Here is a 21,622-nt window from a genome sequence, read left to right as displayed (position 1 = left end):
TTGCCCGGCTTCTACCATACGCGACCGTCAGGACTACAAGGTAAAGAAAGGTTAGGATACGCCGCGACGGCGTCGGGGAGTTTCGTGATAACGAATCTCAAAGTTTTGGAGCGAAACTCGAGCAACTGTCAGTTGCTCACCGCGAGACGGGAGAAGAACGGTCGGCTTACTCCGAACCGGACTCGGCGGACTCGATGAGGTCGGCCGCGACGTAGGTCAGGTACGTGAGCAGGACGAAGGGGACGATGAGCAGCGCGAATCCGATGGCGGAGGTCAGTCCTTCTATCTCCCACGGCGACTTGACGACGAACAGCGCGACGAAGAAGCCGATGATGCAGAGCGGGATGATGTTAACCGTGATGTCGAGCCACGTCTCCCGTTCGAAGATGGGGGTTGCCATAGACGACGATAGCCACGGGGGTCCCAAATAGGTTGCCGATTCGGTTCGGCCGCGCGGGCCGCGCTACGCCGCCTTCCGCTCGCACGCGTTCCCGTTCGAGGGTCGCTACGCCGCCGTCGGTTGCCAGACCGACCCGAAGATTCCGCTGAAGAGGAAGATGACGCCGCCGACGAGGATGGCGACTCCGCGGAGGTGTATCGAACCGGTCGTGAAGTAGGCGATGGCGCCGCCGACGGCCAGACAGAGTATCGACGCCGTGACCAGACCCTTCCACGGGTCGGCGATGTACCCCGACTCGCGGAGGATGCCGACGACGCTCCCGACGAACAGGAGGAGTCCGCCGACCGCGACGGGGAAGAGTGGCCAGACGATGCCGACCTCGAAGATGGCGAGACCGAAGGCGACGAACAGCGGCCACGGACTCGCCTTTCGGTACTCGTCGCTCAGTCCGGGTTGCTCGTCCATACCTACGATTCGGGGAGGTAGCGACTAAAGGGCACCGCTCCGGAGTTGCGGTGTCGTAAAACGCCGCCCGAACGTCTTCGATGCGGCGGATTTCGAGCGGAACGAACGAGAGGGTCGCGGTCGGTACGGCGGGCGGCGGTCCCGTGGTCACGAGTAGGGGTCCGACGCTCAGACGAAGACAAGCGAGATGACGCTGTACGGGTCGGTGGTTTGCCACGAGTAGACGAACAGGAACGCGAAGTACACGACGACGAGCAACCCGAGCAGCTTCAGACGGAAGGTGCGCAGGTCGTCGTTCTCGCGCCGGTAGGTCTCGCGGAACTCCTCGCGGCGGTCGTCGCCGAGTCGCTCCCAGTGGTCGATGCCCTCGTGGAGAACGAGCAGTTGCTCGCTCTCCAGCGGGCGACCACAGTGGGGACACTCGACGGGCGATTCACCCGGCGGAACGTCGGTCTCGTAGGTCGGTGTCGGTCGGTCGGTCATGGTGGGTGTCAGTGCGGTGGGTTCAGACGAACGGCGGTGCGGCGCTCGGCGCCGAGACTATCCAGAGACTGGTCATGGTGTAGAGGACCATCACGACGACGAAGGGGTACTGGCTCCGGACCGCCTGCAACCGGCCCGGGAACACCTCGTAGGCGCTCGCGTGGGCGACCCAGACCGCCAGCAGGTGCCCGAGGAGGACGAACGCCACGGCGACCATCCCGAACCATCCCGGCAGGACGACCACGGAGGGGTTGATGGGCGGCTGGAGCGGATTGGAGAGGGCGGCGACGAGCGCGGGCGACAGCGATGCGAACAGGCCGAGGAAGTGCGCGAGGTGGTACCCCGCCGCGATGGGCAACAGCGAGGGCGCGAACCGGCGCGCGATGGCGTCCGGGGTCAGGTAGGTGTCGGCGGTCCGGCGCGACAGTCCGGCGGCGAGCCACCACGCCCCCAGAAAGAGCGCGTAGCCCGCGATCAGTGCGGCCGGATAGAGGACGACCGGAGGCACGCCCGCGCCGACCGCGGCGCGCGCCGCGCCGACCCAGACCTGCGTGCCGACGAAGCCGTCGTAGGTCGTGACCCAGAGAATCGCCACCACGAAGGCGACTCCGTCCCGGCCGTCGTCCGGAAGCGGGTCGGTCAGCGCCGCGCCCGGCGGTCGGAGTTCGAAGCCGCGGACGCCGCGGTCGGCACCGGTTCCGTCGTCCCCGTCGGCGTCGCCGTCTTCGACCCGCTGAATCGGGGCGACCCGACCGTAGTACCGGAAGAGTCGCGCAATCGGGTCGACGTAGCCGAACCACGAGTCGGGACCGAACACCAGCGCGCCCGCGAGGGTGAAGACCGTGTAGCCGACGACGACCCACGCCAGCAGGCGCGGGTCGTCGGCCAGCGGGCTAACCACTTCGAGCCAGACCAGCGCGAGGATGCCGACCACGCTCGGCCACGCGCCCAGTCGCTCGGGGTAGTCGCGGTCGAGCGTCGGCAGCCACTCGGCGACGGCGCGCCACGGGTTCAGCGCGGGCCAACTGTTTCCGACCAGATACACCGTGGCGACGTAGCCCGCCCACCAGCCGACCCAGACGACCAGAATCGCGGCGTTCCGGAACATCGTCTCCGGGCCGAGGAAGCCGACCGCGACGATGCCGAGCAGGGCCGCGACAGAGAGGACGCGGGTCAGCGTCGCTACGGCGTCGAGTCGCGCGCCCGCGACCCGCCGCCAGCCGTGAACCGCCCGGATGAACGCGCGGTCGGTGACGAAACTGGCGAGCAGGAACGACGCGCCGACGACGCCGCCGCCCGTCAGCAGGAACAGCCACGTCGGCACCGAGAGGCTCCCCGCGGCCGCGCGGAGGCCGCCGCCGTGGGCGAGCGCGGTTCCGGCCCAGAGCGTCCCCGCGACGAGAGCGAGCGCAGCGCGCGCCAGAAGTCGGACGTTCGACCGTCTCATCGTCGGACGTTGGAACGGTCGGAACTTGTCGCTTCCGAACCGTCGCTGGGGTCGGCCCAGCACAGTTTTATGGAACGGTGTGGTACGAGGCGACGGGGGAGAATTACGTGGAACGTCAAGGTATACCGACAGGTCCGGGGGAGCGAAACGTGAACGAATCGGCCGGGGCCGCCGACCAGCCCGACGATATCGCAGAGATGGACATCACGGAGCCGACCGTGACGTGGCTCGAAGTGTCCCACCCGCAACAGCCGATTCCAATCGGCGAGAAGGACCGCGTCCTCGACAGCCACTTCAACGAGCAGTACGACGTGTGGGAGGTCCTACTGGTCGCGCTTCCCGACGAGGAAGAAGAGGAAGAAGAGTAGCTAAATCATGTCCTTCTGCTTCAGACCCTCGATGAGGTCGCCCACGAGGGAGTCCACGTCGTCGTAGGGGAAGTCCTGCGAGTCCGACATCTTCGTTGACAGCTCCATCGCGGTGAAGCTCACGTCACCGGCCTCGAAGCGCGTGCCCGGTCCGTTCGGGAGCGCGGGAACGAGGTCCATCGGGTTGCTGACCGGGTAGTCCGCACCTTCGAACGCCTCGGTGAACTGTTCGCGGAGTTCGGCTTCGATTTCTTCGTCTGCCATGTCCGTGGATATGTGTCGTTCCGGGCAAAAGCGTTCCGGAACAACGGAGAACTAGTTGACTGTTTCTGGAGTAGCGGTCGCGACACGGCCTGCCACGAGCGACGCGTCGACTTCTCGACTCGGCGCGATAACTACCGGGGAACGCCTGCGATTCCGTAACCGTCTGAAGGGTGGAAAGCGGCCATTACCTCGTCCTTACCCCGGTTAAGCACCTGTTTCTCTCGCGAAAAACGCACGCTAACGGCGTTTTGGACACACGACGCGCACTTCGAGTGGTTTTCCGTCGGACGGTCATCGGGGAGCGTTTTCCCACACACGCAATGTCCACATAAATCGGTAAGCCAATATTGAAGTGAAACCGTAAAGCTTGTAATATAGTAACTTTGCCTTGAAGATGCTATGGCACGCGACAAGACGGCACGCGAACGCGGCGAACGAGCGGTAGACCGGCGGTCTTTCCTCGGAGCGGCCGGTGCGGGCATCGCCGGCGCCTTCGGCGCCAGTGCGCTGGCGACCGGTGTCACGGACGCGGCGGAGTACCGAACGGTCACGGTTTCGGCGGGCGAGACCCGGACGTTCAGCGTCGGGAGCGGCCAGACGTTCGAGAACGTCCTCATCGACATGACCGCCGACGGCGCGTCGGCGAAGATATACGCGAACGGTGACGGCTGGACGGTCCGGAACGTCGCCTTCAAGGGCAACCACCCCGGCGGTCACTACCTGTTCACGCCCGCGGTCTCGAAGGGCGGCACGGCCACGGTCGAGAACCTCTACATGGGTGACGGCCAGACCGAAGGCTCCGGAAAAGGCGGCATCTGGGTCAACGGCCGCGACCACTACGGGACGCTGAACTTCCGGAACGTCAACATCCAGCACTTCATCGACAACGGTCTCTACGGCACCGACCCGGGCTACTCGTACCACGGGAGTCACGGCGGCGTGGTGAACGTCTACGACAGCTACTTCAACAGCAACAACATCGCCAACATCCGCGTCGGTTCCATCGACGGCCGGACCTGCTACGTCGAGAACTGCGTGGTGAAGGGCGGAAGCACCCGCGGGTGCGGCGTCGGCTGTTCCGCGCCGGGCGCGAAGAACCCCCGCGGCGTCTGGGCGTGGTGGGGTCCCGTCGAGGTGAAGGACTCGGACATCGGGAGTTCGCCCGCCAGAGTCGAACAGGACAGCAGAGCGGGCGACCCGACCATCATCTCGAAGAACACGCGCTGGGGGTCGGACGCCGACACGAGTCGCGTCCCCTCCGGCGTGCCCATGACGGCCGAAGAGGCCGCCAGCGGCACGTCGAGCGCGAGCGGTGGCTCCGACGGTCCCTCGACCACTGACCCTACTCAGTCCGACGCCGAGGGCGCACTCCTCGAACTCGTCGCGGGGTCGAACACGTCGAGCATCTCCTACGAGTTCACGGCCGAGGGAAGCGTCACGAAGCGCACCGGTGCGGGCGACGTGAAGTCCGAGGCCAACGACAGCGTGACCGACAACGGCGACGGCACGGTGACGGTGTCCGGCGTCGCGGGCAACGGCTACGGCGACTCCTACCTCGTCGACGGCGACGTGGTCTCGATGGACTTGGACGAGAGCAAGTGGACCCTCCGGTGGGAGGGCGACGAGGTCACCGTCTCGGACCTCGTGCTGCCGAACAAACTGGTCATCGACGGCGGCAACCGGCCGAACCGAGCCAGCGACTACACCTTCGAGGTCAGCGGCGCGGCCCGCAAGAGCGCGGCGCTCGGGTCGGTCAACGACCACGACACCATCTCGAACGGTACCATCTCGGGTCGAGTCATCGGCGGCACGGACGGCTACCGGTTCTCCGGCGAGATTACGGCGTTCAGTCTCGACGGTCCCGCGAACGTCCGCGTCGAGGACGGGTCCTGATACGTCCCGGCGTTTCCGACGAGTTCGGTCCGCAGTTTCGAGTTTTGGTCGGCTACCGGTCTCCTTCTCGCGGTGTGCGGTCGAACAGGGTTCGATTACCGGTCGGTCAACTCGGTCGTACGTCGGGCGAGCGGTCGGTTGTCGGCGTCTGATTCGAGCGAACGCGCCGCAGAACAAAGCCCCCGGGACAGCGATACCCACGCGGGACATGAAGTACCTCTTCTTCACCAACACGCCCGCTCACGTCCACCTCTATCGCAACGCCGTCGAGGAGTTGGAGGAGCGCGGCCACGAGACGCTGTTGCTCGCCCGCGACTACGGTTGCACGCTCGATCTGCTCGACTACTACGACCTCCCCCACGTCGTGTACGGCGAACTGGCGACCAGCAAGTACTCGCTGGCCCGACAGCTTCCGCGCCACTACCTCACCATCGTCCGCGAGACCCGCGAGTACGACCCGGACAAGATATTCGGCGTCGGGGCCTACGCCGCCCACGCCGGTGCGGTCACGGACACGCCCGTCGTCCTCATCACGGACTCGGAGAACACCCACCTCGACCACGCCATCTCGCGGCCCTTCGCCGACGCCTACCTCACGCCCCACACCTTCGACAAGGACCTCGGCGAGAAACACCACGTCTTCCGGGGGTTCAAGGAGTGCGCCTACCTCCACCCCGACGAGTACGAACCCCGTGGCGACATCCGCGACCGACTCGGCGTCGGTCCGGACGAGGAGTTCGCCGTTGTCCGCCTGAACGCCTTCGGGTCCCACCACGACGTGGGTCACGACGGCTTCACGCCCGCGAAGCGCCGGGAACTGGTCGAGACGCTGGCCGACGAGACCACAGTCTTCGTCTCCGATGAGGGCGGGACGATGGACTTCTCGGCGCTCCCCGCCCGACCCTTCGACCTCCACCCCGCCCTGCTCCACGACGCGCTGTCGGAGGCGTCGCTGCTGGTCGCGGACACACAGACGATGGTGACGGAGGCCGCCCTGCTCGGAACGCCCGCGATTCGGTCGAACTCGTTCGTCGGCGACGACGACATGGGGAACTTCGCGGAACTCGAACGCGAGGGACTCATCTACAACCTCCGGGAGTTCGACGCGGTCGCCGAGACCGCGACCCGACTGCTCGCCGACGAGGGCGTCGCCGACGAGTGGGCGCGCAAGCGCGAGGCGTTCCTCGCCGACAAGGTGAACCTGACCGACCTCGTGGTGTCGGTGGCGACCGACTCGACGGCGCTCCGGTCGCTCCCCACCAAGCGGACTCACGAGCGGATGGTCCGCGAAGCGTCCGTCTAAAAAGGCTCTCTCTTCTTCGTTACTCCCCGTTCTGCGCTACTCGTTCGTCGCGTCGGTCACTCGCGTCTCCAACCCGTCGTTGTGGTCGCGGTCCCGGCGGATAGCGAGACCGAGCGCGAGATAGCCGCCGATAACGAGACCTGCACCGAGACCCAGACTGCCAAACACGCCGGCGAGGACGGCCGCGACGAGTCCGAGTGCGCCGAGCGCGTAGCCGACCGCGGGCGTTCGCGCCCCGGAGTCGAACTGGACGCGGAGTCGATGACAGAAGTTCGATAACAGCAGCCACGATAACTTGGGGACGAAGGTCCGATACCGAATCGTACTCTCCTCGTCGCCGTAGATGGCCGGAATCGCCACGTCGGCTACCTCCGCGCCGTGGCAGTTGAGGCGAACGAGCAGTTCGTTGGCGAAGCCGTAGTCGTCGTAGAGACTCTCTATATCGAGTTCGTCGAGCGCGCGGCACGAGATAGCGGTGTAGCCGTTCTGCGGGTCGGTCGTGCGCCAGTAACCGCTGGCGAACTGCGTCAAGAACGTGAGCAACTGGTTACCGAATAGCCGGAACGGCGGCATGTCCTCGCGGAACTCCGGGTCGAGAAGCCGAGTTCCCTTGGCGTAGTCGGCCCCGCCCTCCACGATGGGGTCGAGGAGTCTGTCGAGTAGGTCCGGGTCCATCTGACCGTCACCGGCTATCACGGCTGTCACGTCCATCCCGTCGTCACTGGCGCGTCGGTAACCGGTCTTGATAGCACCGCCGACGCCACGGTTCTCCTCGTGGCGAATCGGGACCACGCGGCGCGAGGCCCCGACGCCGCCGTCTGCGACCGTCGGCGCGACCGGCGCGGCCGATGCGGTGTCCGCGGTGTCTGCAGTGGCGTTCGCCCGCTCGGCGTGGTCGCGTATCTCTCGCCACGTTCCGTCCGTCGAACGGTCGTCTACCACGTAGATGCGGTCGACGTACTGGGGGATGCTGTCGATCACCTCGCCGACGAATCCCTGTTCGTTGTAGGCCGGGACGACGACGCCGACCTTGTTTCCTTCGTACATCGTTTTGGTTTCCGGAAGCGCTCGTTCGAGCGACCGGGCCGCGTCGAACGCCGACGCGGCCCGGCCGTTCGGTCGCGTCGCTCCGCCGTCTCTTTCCACCGGGTCGGTCTTTGTTATATGTCGTCTGCCGGTTCGGCGGAGAACCGAACGCCCGCGAAGGGGTCGGCGACGAATCGGTACTCGCACCCAACCGAGGAGTCAATCGGTGCGGACGCCGTGAAGGGTGAGGCGTAGCGGTTCCGTTACAGAGTTTCGCCCTTCCTTGTGAACGATTTTCATGGTCCGTGAACGAGGCTCTCGCGGCTACGCTCGCCGGCGAGGCGATAGTCGGGTTTAAATCGGGCGGGCGACCAGTGTTCGATATGGACTTCGACTTCGACCTTCTGTGCGAACTCACCGAGACCAGCGGCGTCCCCGGCTACGAGGACCGGATTCGTGACCTCGTCCGCCGGGAGTTCGAGGGCGTGGCCGACTCGGTTCGGACCGACGCGATGGGCAACGTGGTCGGCACCGTGGAGGGCGACAGCGACTACTCGGTCGCGGTCGCAGCGCACATGGACGAAATCGGCTTCATGGTCAAACACGTCACCGACGACGGTTTCCTCCGAATCGACACGCTCGGCGGGTGGGACCCCGAGGTCCTCCGCGCCCAGCGCGTGACGGTCCACGCCGAGGAGGAGGACCTGACGGGCGTCATCGGGTCGATTCCGACCCACGTCAAGGACGACGACGGGGAGTTCTCGGTGGACGACGTGACCATCGACCTCGGACTACCCGCCGAGGAGGTAGAGGCCCGCGTCTCGGTCGGTGACCTCGTGAGCATGGAACAGACCACCGAGCGAATCGGCGACAACGTGACCGGCAAGGCGCTGGACGACCGGGTCTGTCTGTTCGCCATGCTCGAAGCTGCGAAGCGAATCGAGGACCCCGACGTGACGATTCACTTCTGCGCGACGGTTCAGGAGGAACTGGGCGTCCGCGGCGCGCCCGCGCTCGGCGTGGACCTCGACCCCGACCTCGCAGTCGCGCTCGACGTGACCGTCGCCAACGACATCCCCGCGGTCTCGAAGGAGAGCGAGTACGTCACGGAACTCGGCGACGGCGCGGCGATAAAGCTCAAAGACTCCAGCGTCGTCACGACCCCGAAGGTCCACCGCCGGATGCGCTCGGTCGCCGAGGACCGGGGCATCGACCACCAGTTGGAGGTGCTCCCCTCCGGGGCCACGGACACCTCCGGGTTCCAGAACACCCACGGAGCGAAGCCCGTCGGCGCGATTTCGATTCCGACGCGCTACCTCCACACGGTCACCGAGAGCGTCCACCACGCCGACGTGGAGGCGACCATCGACCTGCTGACCGCCTTCCTCGACACCGAGACGGGCGACCACGACTACAGTCTGTAACGACTTTCCGCGGCTTTCCCGTCCGTTTCGCCGACCGATAGTTTCACCGCGAGCGGGAGCGAATCGAACGAGCGGCCTTTTTGATTCACATTCTTCGAGGAGCGGTGGCCGCAGCGAGCGAAGACATCCGACGACGAAAAAGGTGGGGTCGTATCGAAAGTATAGAGTACCCGCCACCGCTAGCCCAGAGTATGAGTACGGAAGGAAGCGAGTCGGTCACGCGGCGCGGATTCATGCGGGCCGCCACGAGTACCGCGGCGGCCGCGGGCGCGGCGGGAACCGCCGCGGCCGAGAGTCAGGAGACGAGTTCCGGCGGCGGCGGGACGAAGGAAGTCATCGTCGGTCCCGGCGGGAGCCTCGTGTTCGAGCCCGCCGAGGTTACGATCGCCCCCGGAACGACGGTGAAGTGGGTCTGGGAGTCGGACAACCACAACGTCGTCCCGTCGAGCCAGCCCGAAGGTGCCAACTGGCAGGGCACCGACGGCGCCCCGAGCAAGACGTACAACACGGGCCACGAGTACTCCCACACGTTCGAGACGACCGGAACGTACGAGTACTACTGTCAGCCTCACGAGACCGCCGGGATGGTCGGCACCGTCACCGTCCAAGAGGGCGGCGCCTCGACGGGCGGCGGCGGTCCCGCCATCCCGAGCAGCGCGAAGACGCTCGGCGTCGCCACGACGGCGGCGCTGGTGTTCACGCTCGGCCTCGCCTACTTCTTCATGAAGTACGGCGGCGACTACGGACAGGCCGAGTAACGAGACGTTCGCTGCTTCCGCTTCGATTTTTCGGACCGGCTACACCGTGTCGGGCGACTCGTGGAGCGTCAACTCGACCTCGCGGTGCTGGCCTTCGAGGTCCGCCACGATTCGCTCGACGACGCGCTCGGCCTCCTTCAGGACGAGCGGTTTGACCTTGCCGATGACTCTGTCGAGCGAGACGAGTCGGGGCAGGTCTAGCATGTCGGAACTCGCCGAGTCGGCGTCGAACTCGATGACGAGCCGAACCCGCGAGGCGGAGTCGCGGTCCGGTGGCGCGGCGTCGGGTTCGGGTTCGACCCGCCACTCCCCGTGCGCGCGTAGGTCTTTAGTGATGCGCCAGCCGATTCGCTCCGGGCGGTCGAACTCCGTCACCTCCGACCGCACGACGTAGTCGAGTTTCCACCACTGGAGATGAATGTCGTACTCCGTCCCGGGACCGCCGTCGCCGTTGCGCTCGACGCGTTCGAGGTACTTCGAGTAGTTCGCGTACCCCTGAAAATCGACGAGAAAGTCGTAGGCCTCCTCGGGCGGCACGTAGACGACGGTGCTGAGTTCGACGCTGTCCACGGTATCGAGTTTCGGACGAACACAGCGTAAAACTTCCGGCTGGCCGACATCCGAGTGCGACGCCGACGAGCGTCTACCGGTCGCTCAGACGAACAGCAACAGGGCCGCGTAGACCGCCGACCCGACGCCGAACGCCCAGACGTTGCTCTGGCGCTCCTCGGGCAATTCCTCCTTGACGACGTTGAGGACGATTCCGCCGGCCAAGAACCCGAACAGCCCGGACACCAGCGCGGCCCCGACCGTGGTCGTCCAGCCGACGGCGGTTCCCGCGAGGACGCCGCCCGCGAGCAGGTACCGGCCGACGCGGTCGTACGCCTCGCGGTGGTGGTCCCGGAGTCCGTAGTCGTTGACCGCGAAGTGGAGCGCCATGGCGACCGCGAAGAATCCGAGGCTCGCCAGTCCGCTCTCCTCGCGGTGGACGAGCAGGTAGCCGACGAGCGCGTTGTACGCCGCGAACGACCCGACGTGGAGCCAGAACACGCCCGCGGACGTAGTCGTCTCGGCTCCCGCGACTTCGCGGTCGCGTCGGTCGCTCGACCGACGGGCGACCTGTTCGAGACCGTAGAACGCCGTGAACCCGGCCAGCGCGAGGAGGTAGACGTGGTGTTCGAGGAAGCCGACGACGCCGCCGAAGGCGTGCTGGCGCTCCTCCAACTCGGGGAGGACGTGGACGAACACGTAGGCCACGGAGACGCCCCCCGCGCCGGAGAGCCAGACGCTTCGGGAAATCGACCGGAGGTGGAGACGGCCCGCGGCGAGGTGGACGCCCGCGAGTCCGACGGCGATTACCGCCACGAGGACCGGAATCGAGACTGGTTCGGCCACGGCGGAGGTTCGTGGCGGCCGAAGTAACTGATTACGGCCCTCTCAGGGGTGGTGAGGCCCGCCCGGTACTGCTTCGACGGGTTTAAGTTTCGCATGGCCCTCGATTCGGATGAGACAGGCGTCTACTGTCTACTGTCGTTCGGTCGCGGATTCGCCGTATTGGCGACCCGCGATAACGGCGACCACAGACAGTAACCTGTTTCACTGACCCGTAGGAGCGTCCTGCGTACTACGGAGGTGAACAATGGCAGATCAGGAGATAGAGCAAGCAGTCTCTCGCGCACTCGAGGATGCACCCGAGCGGAACTTCCGCGAAACGGTGGACCTCGCGATTAACTTGCGCGATCTCGATTTGAACGAACCGTCGAACCGCGTAGACGAAAGTATCGTCCTTCCGTCCGGCACCGGACAGGAGACGAAGATCGTCGTGTTCGCAGAGGGCGAGACCGCCCTCCGCGCCGAAGACGTTGCCGACGAAGTCTTCGATGGCGACGACCTCGAAGACCTCGGCGACGACGACGACGATGCGAAGGACCTCGCCGACGAGACCGACTTCTTCATCGCCGAAGCGGCGATGATGCAAGACATCGGTCGGTACCTCGGTACCATCCTCGGTCCCCGAGGGAAGATGCCGGAACCGCTTCAGCCCGACGACGACGTGGTCGAAGTCGTCAGTCGGATGAAGAACACGGTCCAGCTTCGGAGCGGCGACCGCCGGACCTTCCACACCCGCGTCGGCGCGGAGGACATGGACGCGGAGGAGATCGCCGACAACATCGACGTGATTCTCCGCCGACTCCACTCGAACCTCGAGAAGGGTCCGCTCAACATCGACAACGTCTACGTCAAGACGACGATGGGACCGTCCGTGGAGGTGGCCTAACATGTCGGCCGAACGCAAGACCGAGACCATCCCCCAGTGGAAGAAAGAGGAGGTCGACGACATCGTCGACCTCATCGAAGGGTACAGTAGCGTCGGCATCGTCAACGTGACGGGCATCCCGTCGCGCCAGCTACAGACGATGCGGCGCAACCTCCACGGGAGCGCGGAACTGCGCATCAGCCGGAACACGCTGCTCGAACGCGCCCTCGACGAAGTCGACGAGGGCGTCGAGGAGCTGAAGCAGTACATCTCCGGCGAAGTCGGGCTCATCGGCACGAACGACAACCCGTTCGGGCTGTTCCAGCAGCTCGAAGCCTCGAAGAGTCCCGCCCCCATCGGCGCGGGCGAGGTCGCGCCCAACGAAATCGTCATCCCCGAGGGTGACACGGGCGTCGACCCCGGTCCGTTCGTGGGCGAACTCCAGAGCATCGGTGCCGCGGCCCGCATCATGGAAGGGTCCATCCACGTCACCGAGGACAGCGTCGTCGCCGAGGAAGGCGACGAGGTGTCCGAAGACGTGGCCAACGTCCTCGCGGAACTCGGCATGGAGCCGAAGGAAGTGGGACTGGACCTTCGCGGCGTCTTCTCCGACGGCGTCCTGTTCGAGGCCGACGAACTGGCCATCGACGTCGAGGAGTACCGCGCGGACATCGAGGCCGCCGCGGCCCGCGCCCGGAACCTCTCGGTCAACGCGGTCTACCCGACCGCCCAGACCGCGCCGACGCTCGTCCAGAAGGCCGAGGGCGAGGCCAAGAGCCTCGGTCTCCAGGCCGAAATCGAGAGCCCGGACGTCGTGCCGGACCTCGTGAGCAAGGCGGACGGACAGGTTCGTGCGCTCGCTGCGCAGATCGACGACGAGGAGGCGCTCCCCGAGGAGCTCTCCGACGTCGAAGCTCCCGCCGCGGGCGGCGCCGACGAGGAATCGACCGACGAAGAAACCGAATCCGACACCGAGGCCGAGGACGCCGACGCCGAAGACGACGAGGAGGACGACGACGGCGACGACGGCGGCGACGCGCTCGGCGCGATGTTCGGATAACTAACTACCACACAACTACTAACAATGGAATACGTTTACTCCGCACTCATCCTGAACGAATCGGGCGAAGAGATCAACGAAGAGAACCTCACCAACGTGCTCGAGGCCGCGGGCGTCGACGTCGAGGAGTCCCGCGTCAAGGCGCTCGTCGCCGCGCTCGAGGACGTCGACATCGACGAGGCCGTCGAGCAGGCCGCGGCCGTGCCCGCTGGCGGTGCCGCAGCGGGCGGCGCTGCCGCAGAGGGCGGTGCCGAGGACGAGGGCGCCGACGAGGACGAGGCCGAAGAGGAAGCGGCCGACGAAGACGAAGGCGACGACGACGAGGACGACGAGGCCAGCGGCGAGGGTCTCGGCGAACTCTTCGGGTAAACTCGACTCCGACACTCGATTTTTCTTTCGCGCGCTACCGGGTAGCCACGGGTGTCTGCCGTCGGTCGGAGAGTCGGCGACGCACTCGCGAGCGACGCCGAGGAGTCGCGACGCACGAAAGCCGGCGCGGAGTGTCGGGCGAGCGACCGTCGGCGCCGTTCCACAATTTCGATTTCACGAACCCAAATGAACTTTCAGTGAAGTTTCCGTAAGGGTCAAAGTCTGACGGCAAGAATTGACGGGTATGAGCGCAGACCAGGAACAGCAGTCGATTCGCTGTCTCGTCGCCAAGGTCGGACTCGACGGTCACGACCGCGGCGCACACGTCATCGCGCGGGCGTTCCGCGACGCCGGGTTCGAGGTCATCTACTCCGGCCTCCACAACGCGCCCGACGAAATCGTGCAGGCCGCGGTCCAAGAGGACGTGAACGTCCTCGGCATCTCCATCCTCTCGGGCGCCCACAACACCCTCGTTCCCAAGATTATCGACGGACTGAAAGAGTACGACGCCTTCGAGGACACGCTGATTCTCGTCGGCGGTGTCGTGCCCGACGACGACAAGGCGGAACTCAAGGAACTGGGCGTCGCCGAGGTGTTCGGCCCCGGCACCCCGATGGAAGAGACCATCGAGTTCGTCCGCGAGAACGCTCCCGAGCGATGAGCGGCGAACCCGACCACGCCGAACTGGTCGAGGACCTGCTGGCGGGCAAACACCGGGCGCTCGCCCGCGTCATCACCAAAATCGAGAACCGCGCACCGGGCTACCGGAACCTGGTCTCGCAACTCCACCAGCACACCGGCGACGCCGAGGTCGTCGGTATCACGGGGAGCCCCGGCGCCGGCAAGTCGACGCTCGTGGACAAGATGGCGAACTACTACCGCGAGCGCGGCGAGACGGTCGGCGTCATCGCCGTCGACCCCTCCTCGCCGTTCACGGGCGGCGCCGTACTGGGCGACCGCATCCGGATGGCGAGCAACGTCGGCGACATGGACGTGTTCTTCCGGTCGATGTCGGCCCGGGGCACGCTCGGCGGCCTCTCGACCGCCACCACCGACGCCGTCAAGGCCCTCGACGCGTTCGGCAAGGACAAGATACTCATCGAGACGGTCGGCGCCGGCCAGAACGAGATAGACATCGTGAAGTCCGCGGACACCGTCGCGGTGCTGGTCCCGCCGGGGAGCGGCGACGACGTCCAGATGCTGAAGGCGGGCATCCTCGAAATCGCCGACGTGTTCGTCGTCAACAAGGCCGACCTCGACGGCGCGGACCGCACCGTGCAGGAACTCCGGGAGATGGTCCACATGCAACAGGACAACACCGCCAGTCTCGCCACGGGCCACCACGGCGCGGGTTCGACCGGCGGCCACGGGGAAGACGGCGAGTCCGACGACCATGACGAAGGCGAGGAGACCGAACACTGGGAGCCCCAAATCGTGGAGACGGTCGCCAAGGACGGCGAGGGCGTCGAGGAACTGGTTCAGACGCTCGCCGACCACGCCGACTACCTCGAAGCCTCTGGCCTGCTCGAAGAGAAGGCCCGGATGCGCTACGCGGAGGAGATTCGCAACCTGCTCCGGGACGACGTGGGTACGCTGCTGGAGACCGAAATCGAGCGCCGGGGCGGCATCGAGGCGTTCGCCCAACAGGTGCTCGAACGCGAGACCGACCCCTACTCGGTCGCCGACGAGATTATCGGGCCGCTCGAAGACTGCGTAGACCAGTAGCCGTTCTCCGCCGTTCTCTCGGCGAACAGCGCCACCGCTCTCGACCGAACTCCCGTAGAAAAAGCGTCTGGAACGCGGAAACGCCGAAACTCGGCGAAGTTAAATCTCGCTCTCGAAGTCGTCGAGCGAGTAGGCGGGTTCGGCACCGCGGCGGTCGAGCGTCTCGTTGGCGAGTAGCCAGTAGACGACCGACAGCGCCTTGCGGCCCTTGTTGTTCGTCGGGACCACGAGGTCCACGTTGCTGGTGTTGTTGTTGGAGTCGCACATCGCGATGACCGGGATGCCCACCGTGATGGCCTCCTTGACGGCCTGCGCGTCACCGATGGGGTCGGTCACGACCAGCACGTCGGGTTCGATGTAGCCGTCGTACTTGGGGTTGGTCAGCGTGCCGGGGATGAATCGGCCGGTCCGGGCGCGCGCGCCGACCGCGTCCGCGAACTTCTCGGCGGGGAAGCGGCCGTACTGGCGCGAGGACGTGACCAGAATCTGCTCGGGACTGTAGTTGGCGAGGAAGTCCGCGGCCGTTCGGATGCGGCCGTCGGTCTTCGAGACGTCGAGGACGTACAGTCCGTCGGTCCGGACGCGGTGGATGAACCGCTCCATGTCCTGGGTCTTCTGCTGGGTACCGATGTGAACGCCAGCGCCGAGGTAGTCCTCGACGGGGATGAGGAGGTCGGCCTCCTCCTGGTTCTCCATGACGTTCTCGTCGAGGTTCGGTCCCTCGTCTTCGGTCGTTTCTTCGTCGTCAGCCTCGGCCGCAACGTCCTCGTCGGGGTCGACCGACGGTTCCGCACCGGATTCGCCCTCGGGTTCGGTGGCGATCTCCGATTCCGCGGCGTCGAGGCCTTCCTCGTCTACCTGTTCGGGGTCGTTTTCGCTCATAGTCGTGATACGTTTTGCTCGATACGAATGAGTTCGTTGAGCTTGGCAGTTCGCTCGCCGCCGACCGCGCCCGTCTTGATGTACGGAGCACCGGTCGCCACGGCGAGGTGTGCGATGGTCGTGTCCTCGGTCTCTCCGCTCCGGTGGGAGATGACCGGCCGGTAGCCGTTCTCGACCGCGAGTTCGACGGCGTCGAACGCGTCCGAGAGCGTACCGATCTGGTTGGGCTTGACGAGGATGCTGTTGCCAGCGCCCCGCTCGATGCCCGTCTGGAGTCGCTCGACGTTGGTGACGAACAGGTCGTCGCCGCAGACGAGCGTCCGGTCGCCGACCTTCTGGGTCAACTCCGCGAAACCGGCGTAGTCGTCCTCGTCGAGGGGGTCCTCCACGTAGGCGAGGTCGTACTCGTCGACGAGGTCGGCGATGTACTCGATCTGCTCGTCGGTCGAGCGGGTCGTCTCGCGGTAGACGTACTCGTCGTCGTCCTCGTCGTACATCTCCGCACCGGCCACGTCGAGTCCGAACTTGATGTCGAAGCCGACCTCGTCGGCGACCGAGTCGGTGGCCTCGGCCATCAACTCGAACGCCTCGTCGTCCTCGATGGACGGTGCCCACGCGCCCTCGTCGCCCTTTCCGGCGGCGATGTCGCGTTCGGCCAGCAGGTCGTGGACCTCCTGGTGGACCGCGGCGTTGGCGAACACCGCGTCTTGGACGTTCGGCGCGCCGACGGGCGCGGAGAGGAACTCCTGAATCGCGGTCGCGTCCGCGGCGTGTTCGCCGCCGCCGATGACGTTACCGAGCGGCGTCGGGAACTCCTCGCCGCGGAACGCGCCGCCGAGGTGCTGGTAGAGCGGTGCGCCGGTCACGTCGGCGGCCGCCTTCGAGGCGGCCATGCTGATGGCGACCGCGCTGTTCGCACCGATCTCCGAGAAGTCGTCCGTGCCGTCGGCCGCGCGAAGCGTGCGGTCCACGTCGCGCTGGTCGCCGACGAAGACCTTGCCCTCCAACCGGGGGACGGCGTGTTCGCGGGCCGACGCGATGGCCTCGCTCGGGTCGAGTTCGATGGCTTCGTACTCGCCGGTCGAAGCCCCGCTCGGGGCCGCCGCGCGGCCGAAGCCACCGCTCTCGGTGACGACGTCGGCCTCGACCGTCCGATTGCCTCGGGAGTCGAGAACCTGCCGAAGCCGAACCTCACTGACGAGCGTCATTTCTCACCTCGTCGCACCGTGAACGGTAGGACACCGGCGTCGTACTCGTCGGCCGCGATGAGAATCGGCTCGGTCTCCTCGGTGTCGGTCAGCACGGGGGCGCCGTAAGACACCTGCAGGGCGCGTGCCCCGATGATGCGAGCCTTCTCGTAGCGAGAGTAGCGTTGCTGAGCCATTACTGGTAGGGAGCGACGATGTCGACGAGGTCCTTGTGCGAGACGAGCATCCGGCGACAGCACTGTCGTTCGACGCCGAGTTCGTCGAGGACCTTCTCCGGGTCCTCGTCGCCCTCCTTCGTCGCCGACCGTGCCTTGAACTCTTCCCAGTACTCCCCGACGACCATGCCGCAGGTGAAACAGCGGACTGGTACCATCATGGATTATCGTGCCTCCGTTCGGAACCGCGGGTTTCCTGTCATAGTGATTAACGGTAAGATTTCTGGTAGCGGGCGCGAGCGCCGGGGCCGCCCCACTTCTTGGGCTCGGAGCGCCGCGAGTCGTTGACCAGCAGCGACCGGTCGAACTCGATGAACGCGTCCCGGAGCTCTGCGTCGTTGGTGTACTGGACCAGACCGCGCGCGATGGCGGTCCGGACCGCGTCGGCCTGTCCGCTGATGCCGCCGCCCTGCACGGAGACTTCGACGTCCACGTCGTCGCGGGCCTCGTCGCCGGCGATGCGGAACGGTTCCAGCATCTTCAGCTGCGCCGTCTCCGGTTCGACCAGCTCGACGGGCTGGGAGTTGATTCGCACTCGCCCCTCGCCGTCCCTGACGGTGGCGCGGGCGATGGCCGTCTTCTTCTTGCCACTCGTGTTGGTTACCATGTGACGTTAGCACCCAGATTTGCGCTGATTTCGCCCAACTGGACGAAGCGAATGTTCGATAGCCGGTCCAGCGAGGTCCCGTCGAGAACTTCCCCGTCCTCGTCGTGCGGATTGCCGACGTAGACGCGGACGTTCTCGAAGGCTTCCCGACCGCGGTCCTCCTTGTACGGGACCATCCCGCGGATGGTCCGCTTGAAGATCATGTCGGGTCGCTTGGGGTAGTACGGACCGCTGTCCGAACCCAGTTCGGCGCGCTTCTCGTAGGTCGCCATCACGTCGTCTTCGCTCCCGGTGATGACCGCGTCCTCGGCGTTGACCACCGCGACGCGTTCGCCGTCGAGAGCGCGCTGTGCGACTTGGCTCGCCACGCGACCGAGGATGCAGTCGCGCGCGTCGACCACTACGTCTGCGTCGAATTCTGCGAGACTCATCGGATCACCCGCACGTTCGAGCCGTCGGGGTTCTGTTCGATTACCTGTTCGAGTTCGAGAGCCTCACCGTCGGCTTGCTGAATCTTCGTCTCCGCGGTGGACGAGAAGTCCACGGCGGCGACGGTAACGGTCTTCTGCAGGACTCCGCTCCCGAGAACCTTGCCGGGCACGACGACGGTCTCGTCTTCCTCGGCGTATCGCTCGATGCGACCGAGGTTGACTTCCGCGTAGGTGCTCCGGGGCTTCTCGAGGCGGTCCGCGACAGTACTCCATACGTCGGCGTCCGAGTCGCGGGACTCCGACTTCAGATCAGCGATGAGACTGGTGAGCCTCGGATTCGTCTTGCTCATAATACTTCCTCCTGGTGGGAATGAAAATTGCAGTGCAGGGAGCAGGATTTGAACCTGCGGACTCCTACGAGACAGCGCCCTGAACGCTGCGCCGTTGGCCTGACTTGGCTATCCCTGCACGTAGAACACACGTGCAGCCCGTCGCGGGCAACAGTGTGTTGTGGGTGGCCCTTCAAACCACTTTCGGTCTGACTTCCGAATCGCCGCGCCCGATAGCGATTCCGCTGGCGGGCGGGACGTGCGAACGCCGAAATGTGGTCTGAAGTGCCCTGCATGGTTCTATAGTTGTACAGCCTGTTCGAGTTCGTCGGCGCGGTCGCTGATGGTAGCGGCCGCTTCCGTCACGATGTCGTCGATGGACAGCGACCCGTCGGTCTCGACGTGGAACACGAACGCGTTGTCCACGTCGTGGACCTCGATCTCCTTGCCGGGATACCGGTTCGTGAGGTCGTGGTCGAACTCCTCGGTGGGGACGAGTTCGCCGTCGTCTTCGATGACGCCGCGGAGGATTCGGGTCTCTTCCTCCTCGTCGTACTCGTCGCGGTCGCCGACGACCTCCACGCGCTGGAGGTGTCGGTAGCCGACGGCCACGCCGCCCTGATGTTTGGCGTGATCCTTCCCCGTCGAGAGGACGGCGTCGGCCTCGAGTTCGAGGCGTTGGTCGTCCTTCAGGTCGATGATGGGGACGTTGTCGTCGGCCGGTTGGACCATCCCGTCGGAACTCACGAGGTCGCCCGAGTAGGCGGTCCCCGGACCCGATACGTCGAGGCTGAGAGTGACGGTGTCGCCCTCCTCGAACTCGCCGAGCGGCGTGGTGAGGGGGACGAGACCGAGTCGCAGGCCGATCTGCTCGTCGAACATCACCGACGAGTTCTCGACCATCCGGACGGTGTCGATAGAGAGGGTCGGCACGTCCGCGATGATGGCCCGGCGAATCCCGTTTGCGAACGCCGGGGTCACGCCTCGAACGAGGAACCGCGCTTGGCGGTCCCCGCGTTCGATGAACTCAACCTCGTAGTCTTCTGTCATGGGTTAGAATCCACTCTTGCCCTTGGGGGCGCGGGTGCCGTCGTGCGGGATGGGGGTCACGTCTTCGATGCGACCGATTTCGAGTCCGGCACGAGCGAGCGCGCGGATAGTCGCCTGCGCGCCCGGTCCGGGGTTCTGCTGGAGATTGCCGCCGGGGCCGCGGACGTTGACGTGAACGCCGTCGATGCCCGCCGCCTTGACCTCCTCGGCGACCGTCTCGGCCATCTGCATCGCGGCGTAGGGCGAGGACTCGTCGCGGTTCTGCTTGACGACGGTCCCACCGCTACTCTTCGCGATGGTCTCCGCGCCGGTCAGGTCAGTGACCGTGATGATGGTGTTGTTGAACGATGCGTGAACGTGGGCTACGCCCCATTTGTCGTCGTCGTTTGCGCTCATTCGTTACCCTCCGCTCGTTCGGGGTGGAGTTCGTCCGCCAGCGGACTGTTCTCCTCGAACTCGACAGTGGACTCCTCGGCCACTTCGACCTTGTACGAGGGAGCCTGCACGCGCTGGCCGTCCACGGTGACGTGTCCGTGGACGACGAACTGTCGAGCCTGATTCGGCGTGTTGCCCAGACCCTTGCGGTAGGCGACCGTCTGGAGACGGCGCTCCAGCACGTCGGTCACGTCCAGCAGCAGGACGTCGTCCAACTCGTCGCCCTCGTCGAGGACGCCGATTCGCTGGAGGTGAGTGACGAACTCCTCGCCTTCCACAGCCTCGGTGTCGCCCTGCGCTCGCTGCGCGAGGATGTTCCGGGCCTCGCGGCGGTAGCCGCGAAGTTTGGACTGGGCGCGCCAGAGTTCCTCTTTCTTCTGCAGGCCGTAGCGGTCGAGGAGGCTGCGCTCCTCGGAGATACGCTCGCCCTGATACGGGTGGTTCGGCGTCTCGTAGAACTTGGTGTTCTGTCCGAGCGCCATTATTCTTCACCACCCTCGTCTGCGGCCTCTTCCGCGGCCTGCTCTTCTTTGATCTCCTCGACGTTGACGCCGATGGTGCCCTCGGTACGCCCCGTCGAACGGGTTCGCTGTCCGCGGACCTTCTGGCCACGCTTGTGGCGGACGCCCTTGTACGAGTCGATCATCTTCATCCGGTTGATGTCCTGGCGACGGGTCATGTTCAGGTCGTTGCCCGTCTGGTGGGTCGTCTCCCCGGAGAAGTACTCGTTGCGGTGGTTTGCGAGCCATTCAGGGACCTCGTCGGCGAAGTTCTCGACGGCCTCGACGACGCTATCGATTTCGTCGTCTTCGAGGCGTCCGAACGTCGCCGTGCGGTCTACGCCGGATTTGTCGGCGATGATTCGCGCCGCTCGGCGACCGATCCCGTTCAGTTCGCTGAGGGATCGTTCGACGGACTTCGTCCCATCGAGGTCGGTTTGCCCGATGCGGACGAAATAGCGGAGGTCCTCGTCTTCCTCCTGTGGTTCTTCCGTACTCATGGTTTGGATACTGGAAAGCGTCGAGGGAGGGATTCGAACCCTCGAGGCTTGACGCCACAGAGTTAGCAACCCTGCGCCGTGGGCCAGACTAGGCTACCTCGACACGCTTGCATTCACTGTCGCCCTCTCGGACTCGGGACCCGGCGCCCCTACAGGTTTGCAACTCAACGTACTGGGCGACCATATATAAATACAACGAAACGCTGCCCCTTCGTCGCGCCTT

The 21,622-nt window shown here is 65.7% G+C and carries 29 protein-coding genes and 2 tRNA genes; 10 read left to right on the top strand and 21 right to left on the bottom strand.

All coding sequences use genetic code 11. The annotated features are described in order from the left end of the window. Positions 1 to 166 precede the first annotated feature (166 nt). From M0R89_RS13330 to M0R89_RS13315, 4 genes are all read right to left on the bottom strand, one after another. Positions 167 to 400: a DUF6684 family protein gene (locus M0R89_RS13330; RefSeq protein ID WP_248649573.1), complete on the bottom strand. Its 234-nt coding sequence runs from the start codon at positions 398 to 400 to the stop codon at positions 167 to 169. A 105-nt stretch (positions 401 to 505) separates the two neighbouring features. After that, complete coding sequence (locus M0R89_RS13325; RefSeq protein ID WP_248649572.1) at positions 506 to 865, bottom strand: DUF7541 family protein; 360 nt, start codon at positions 863 to 865, stop codon at positions 506 to 508. A gap of 168 nt (positions 866 to 1,033) precedes the next feature. Further along, positions 1,034 to 1,348 carry a DUF7410 domain-containing protein gene (locus M0R89_RS13320; RefSeq protein WP_248649571.1) on the bottom strand — a complete coding sequence of 105 codons (315 nt, stop codon included), beginning with the start codon at positions 1,346 to 1,348 and terminating at the stop codon, positions 1,034 to 1,036. A gap of 22 nt (positions 1,349 to 1,370) precedes the next feature. Continuing rightward, positions 1,371 to 2,795, bottom strand: a complete 1,425-nt coding sequence (locus tag M0R89_RS13315; protein WP_248649570.1) for a hypothetical protein — start codon at positions 2,793 to 2,795, stop codon at positions 1,371 to 1,373. Between the two features lie 149 nt (positions 2,796 to 2,944). Between M0R89_RS13315 and M0R89_RS13310 the strand changes: the two genes are divergently transcribed. After that, positions 2,945 to 3,163, top strand: a complete 219-nt coding sequence (locus M0R89_RS13310) for a hypothetical protein (RefSeq protein WP_248649569.1) — start codon at positions 2,945 to 2,947, stop codon at positions 3,161 to 3,163. On the opposite strand, the gene M0R89_RS13305 is transcribed toward M0R89_RS13310, so the two are convergent. Continuing rightward, positions 3,164 to 3,427 carry an MTH865 family protein gene (locus M0R89_RS13305; RefSeq protein ID WP_248649568.1) on the bottom strand — a complete coding sequence of 88 codons (264 nt, stop codon included), beginning with the start codon at positions 3,425 to 3,427 and terminating at the stop codon, positions 3,164 to 3,166. A gap of 399 nt (positions 3,428 to 3,826) precedes the next feature. Between M0R89_RS13305 and M0R89_RS13300 the strand changes: the two genes are divergently transcribed. Together M0R89_RS13300 and M0R89_RS13295 are read left to right on the top strand one after the other, a co-directional pair. Beyond that, a complete protein-coding gene (locus M0R89_RS13300) occupies positions 3,827 to 5,320 on the top strand; it encodes a hypothetical protein (RefSeq protein ID WP_248649567.1) in 1,494 nt (497 codons plus the stop codon). A gap of 208 nt (positions 5,321 to 5,528) precedes the next feature. Then, a complete protein-coding gene (locus M0R89_RS13295; RefSeq protein ID WP_248649566.1) occupies positions 5,529 to 6,623 on the top strand; it encodes a DUF354 domain-containing protein in 1,095 nt (364 codons plus the stop codon). Positions 6,624 to 6,659: 36 nt separating this feature from the next. Here M0R89_RS13295 and M0R89_RS13290 read toward each other — a convergent pair whose 3' ends face one another. Next, positions 6,660 to 7,670 carry a glycosyltransferase family 2 protein gene (locus tag M0R89_RS13290; protein WP_248652273.1) on the bottom strand — a complete coding sequence of 337 codons (1,011 nt, stop codon included), beginning with the start codon at positions 7,668 to 7,670 and terminating at the stop codon, positions 6,660 to 6,662. A 362-nt stretch (positions 7,671 to 8,032) separates the two neighbouring features. On the opposite strand from M0R89_RS13290, the gene M0R89_RS13285 reads away from it, so the two are divergent. Together M0R89_RS13285 and M0R89_RS13280 are read left to right on the top strand one after the other, a co-directional pair. Further along, the gene (locus tag M0R89_RS13285; protein ID WP_248649565.1) at positions 8,033 to 9,073 is read left to right on the top strand and encodes a M42 family metallopeptidase; all 1,041 of its coding nucleotides are present in this window, start codon (positions 8,033 to 8,035) and stop codon (positions 9,071 to 9,073) included. 191 nt (positions 9,074 to 9,264) lie between these two features. Beyond that, a complete protein-coding gene (locus tag M0R89_RS13280) occupies positions 9,265 to 9,831 on the top strand; it encodes a plastocyanin/azurin family copper-binding protein (protein ID WP_248649564.1) in 567 nt (188 codons plus the stop codon). Between the two features lie 39 nt (positions 9,832 to 9,870). Here M0R89_RS13280 and M0R89_RS13275 read toward each other — a convergent pair whose 3' ends face one another. Continuing rightward, positions 9,871 to 10,401 carry an SRPBCC family protein gene (locus M0R89_RS13275; protein ID WP_248649563.1) on the bottom strand — a complete coding sequence of 177 codons (531 nt, stop codon included), beginning with the start codon at positions 10,399 to 10,401 and terminating at the stop codon, positions 9,871 to 9,873. Positions 10,402 to 10,485: 84 nt separating this feature from the next. Then, positions 10,486 to 11,226 carry a hypothetical protein gene (locus M0R89_RS13270; protein WP_248649562.1) on the bottom strand — a complete coding sequence of 247 codons (741 nt, stop codon included), beginning with the start codon at positions 11,224 to 11,226 and terminating at the stop codon, positions 10,486 to 10,488. 244 nt (positions 11,227 to 11,470) lie between these two features. On the opposite strand from M0R89_RS13270, the gene M0R89_RS13265 reads away from it, so the two are divergent. The 5 genes from M0R89_RS13265 (at position 11,471) to meaB (ending at position 15,242) form a co-directional block, all read left to right on the top strand. Then, positions 11,471 to 12,109: a 50S ribosomal protein L1 gene (locus M0R89_RS13265; protein ID WP_248649561.1), complete on the top strand. Its 639-nt coding sequence runs from the start codon at positions 11,471 to 11,473 to the stop codon at positions 12,107 to 12,109. Between the two features lies 1 nt (position 12,110). Then, positions 12,111 to 13,148, top strand: coding sequence for a 50S ribosomal protein L10 (locus M0R89_RS13260; RefSeq protein WP_248649560.1), 1,038 nt, complete (start codon positions 12,111 to 12,113; stop codon positions 13,146 to 13,148). A gap of 24 nt (positions 13,149 to 13,172) precedes the next feature. Next, positions 13,173 to 13,517 (top strand): 50S ribosomal protein P1, encoded by a 345-nt coding sequence (rpl12p, locus tag M0R89_RS13255; protein ID WP_248649559.1) that lies wholly within the window; start codon positions 13,173 to 13,175, stop codon positions 13,515 to 13,517. A 244-nt stretch (positions 13,518 to 13,761) separates the two neighbouring features. After that, positions 13,762 to 14,178: a cobalamin B12-binding domain-containing protein gene (locus M0R89_RS13250; RefSeq protein WP_248649558.1), complete on the top strand. Its 417-nt coding sequence runs from the start codon at positions 13,762 to 13,764 to the stop codon at positions 14,176 to 14,178. Then, complete coding sequence (gene meaB / locus M0R89_RS13245; protein WP_248649557.1) at positions 14,175 to 15,242, top strand: methylmalonyl Co-A mutase-associated GTPase MeaB; 1,068 nt, start codon at positions 14,175 to 14,177, stop codon at positions 15,240 to 15,242. Before M0R89_RS13250 ends, meaB begins: the two co-directional genes overlap by 4 nt. Positions 15,243 to 15,341: 99 nt before the next feature. Here meaB and rpsB read toward each other — a convergent pair whose 3' ends face one another. The 13 genes from rpsB to M0R89_RS13180 all read right to left on the bottom strand — a co-directional run bounded on the left by rpsB (position 15,342) and on the right by M0R89_RS13180 (position 21,502). Then, positions 15,342 to 16,124 (bottom strand): 30S ribosomal protein S2, encoded by a 783-nt coding sequence (rpsB, locus tag M0R89_RS13240; RefSeq protein WP_248649556.1) that lies wholly within the window; start codon positions 16,122 to 16,124, stop codon positions 15,342 to 15,344. Continuing rightward, a complete protein-coding gene (eno, locus tag M0R89_RS13235) occupies positions 16,121 to 17,332 on the bottom strand; it encodes a phosphopyruvate hydratase (RefSeq protein WP_248649555.1) in 1,212 nt (403 codons plus the stop codon). The genes rpsB and eno overlap by 4 nt, the downstream gene beginning before the upstream one ends. Next, a complete protein-coding gene (locus M0R89_RS13230) occupies positions 17,329 to 17,508 on the bottom strand; it encodes a DNA-directed RNA polymerase subunit K (RefSeq protein ID WP_128477864.1) in 180 nt (59 codons plus the stop codon). The genes eno and M0R89_RS13230 overlap by 4 nt, the downstream gene beginning before the upstream one ends. Beyond that, the gene (locus tag M0R89_RS13225) at positions 17,508 to 17,708 is read right to left on the bottom strand and encodes a DNA-directed RNA polymerase subunit N (RefSeq protein WP_163521271.1); all 201 of its coding nucleotides are present in this window, start codon (positions 17,706 to 17,708) and stop codon (positions 17,508 to 17,510) included. Before M0R89_RS13225 ends, M0R89_RS13230 begins: the two co-directional genes overlap by 1 nt. A gap of 47 nt (positions 17,709 to 17,755) precedes the next feature. After that, positions 17,756 to 18,154: a 30S ribosomal protein S9 gene (locus M0R89_RS13220; RefSeq protein WP_248649554.1), complete on the bottom strand. Its 399-nt coding sequence runs from the start codon at positions 18,152 to 18,154 to the stop codon at positions 17,756 to 17,758. Beyond that, on the bottom strand, positions 18,148 to 18,585 hold the full coding sequence (locus M0R89_RS13215) for a 50S ribosomal protein L13 (RefSeq protein WP_248649553.1): 438 nt from the start codon (positions 18,583 to 18,585) through the stop codon (positions 18,148 to 18,150). Before M0R89_RS13215 ends, M0R89_RS13220 begins: the two co-directional genes overlap by 7 nt. Next, positions 18,582 to 18,935, bottom strand: a complete 354-nt coding sequence (locus M0R89_RS13210; protein ID WP_248649552.1) for a 50S ribosomal protein L18e — start codon at positions 18,933 to 18,935, stop codon at positions 18,582 to 18,584. The genes M0R89_RS13215 and M0R89_RS13210 overlap by 4 nt, the downstream gene beginning before the upstream one ends. Positions 18,936 to 18,968: 33 nt before the next feature. Further along, positions 18,969 to 19,053 (bottom strand) — tRNA-Leu (locus M0R89_RS13205). Between the two features lie 161 nt (positions 19,054 to 19,214). Further along, positions 19,215 to 19,964, bottom strand: a complete 750-nt coding sequence (locus M0R89_RS13200) for a DNA-directed RNA polymerase subunit D (RefSeq protein WP_248649551.1) — start codon at positions 19,962 to 19,964, stop codon at positions 19,215 to 19,217. Between the two features lie 3 nt (positions 19,965 to 19,967). Next, positions 19,968 to 20,360 carry a 30S ribosomal protein S11 gene (locus M0R89_RS13195; RefSeq protein WP_115863724.1) on the bottom strand — a complete coding sequence of 131 codons (393 nt, stop codon included), beginning with the start codon at positions 20,358 to 20,360 and terminating at the stop codon, positions 19,968 to 19,970. Continuing rightward, a complete protein-coding gene (locus M0R89_RS13190) occupies positions 20,357 to 20,881 on the bottom strand; it encodes a 30S ribosomal protein S4 (protein ID WP_248649550.1) in 525 nt (174 codons plus the stop codon). The genes M0R89_RS13195 and M0R89_RS13190 overlap by 4 nt, the downstream gene beginning before the upstream one ends. Further along, on the bottom strand, positions 20,881 to 21,399 hold the full coding sequence (locus M0R89_RS13185; protein WP_248649549.1) for a 30S ribosomal protein S13: 519 nt from the start codon (positions 21,397 to 21,399) through the stop codon (positions 20,881 to 20,883). The genes M0R89_RS13190 and M0R89_RS13185 overlap by 1 nt, the downstream gene beginning before the upstream one ends. Positions 21,400 to 21,417: 18 nt before the next feature. Continuing rightward, positions 21,418 to 21,502: transfer RNA gene (locus M0R89_RS13180), tRNA-Ser, on the bottom strand. Positions 21,503 to 21,622 lie beyond the last annotated feature (120 nt).

The organism is Halorussus limi (assembly GCF_023238205.1).
In the GTDB taxonomy this organism is placed as follows: Archaea; Halobacteriota; Halobacteria; order Halobacteriales; family Haladaptataceae; genus Halorussus; species Halorussus limi.
This window is presented reverse-complemented; position numbering and strand designations above follow the sequence as displayed.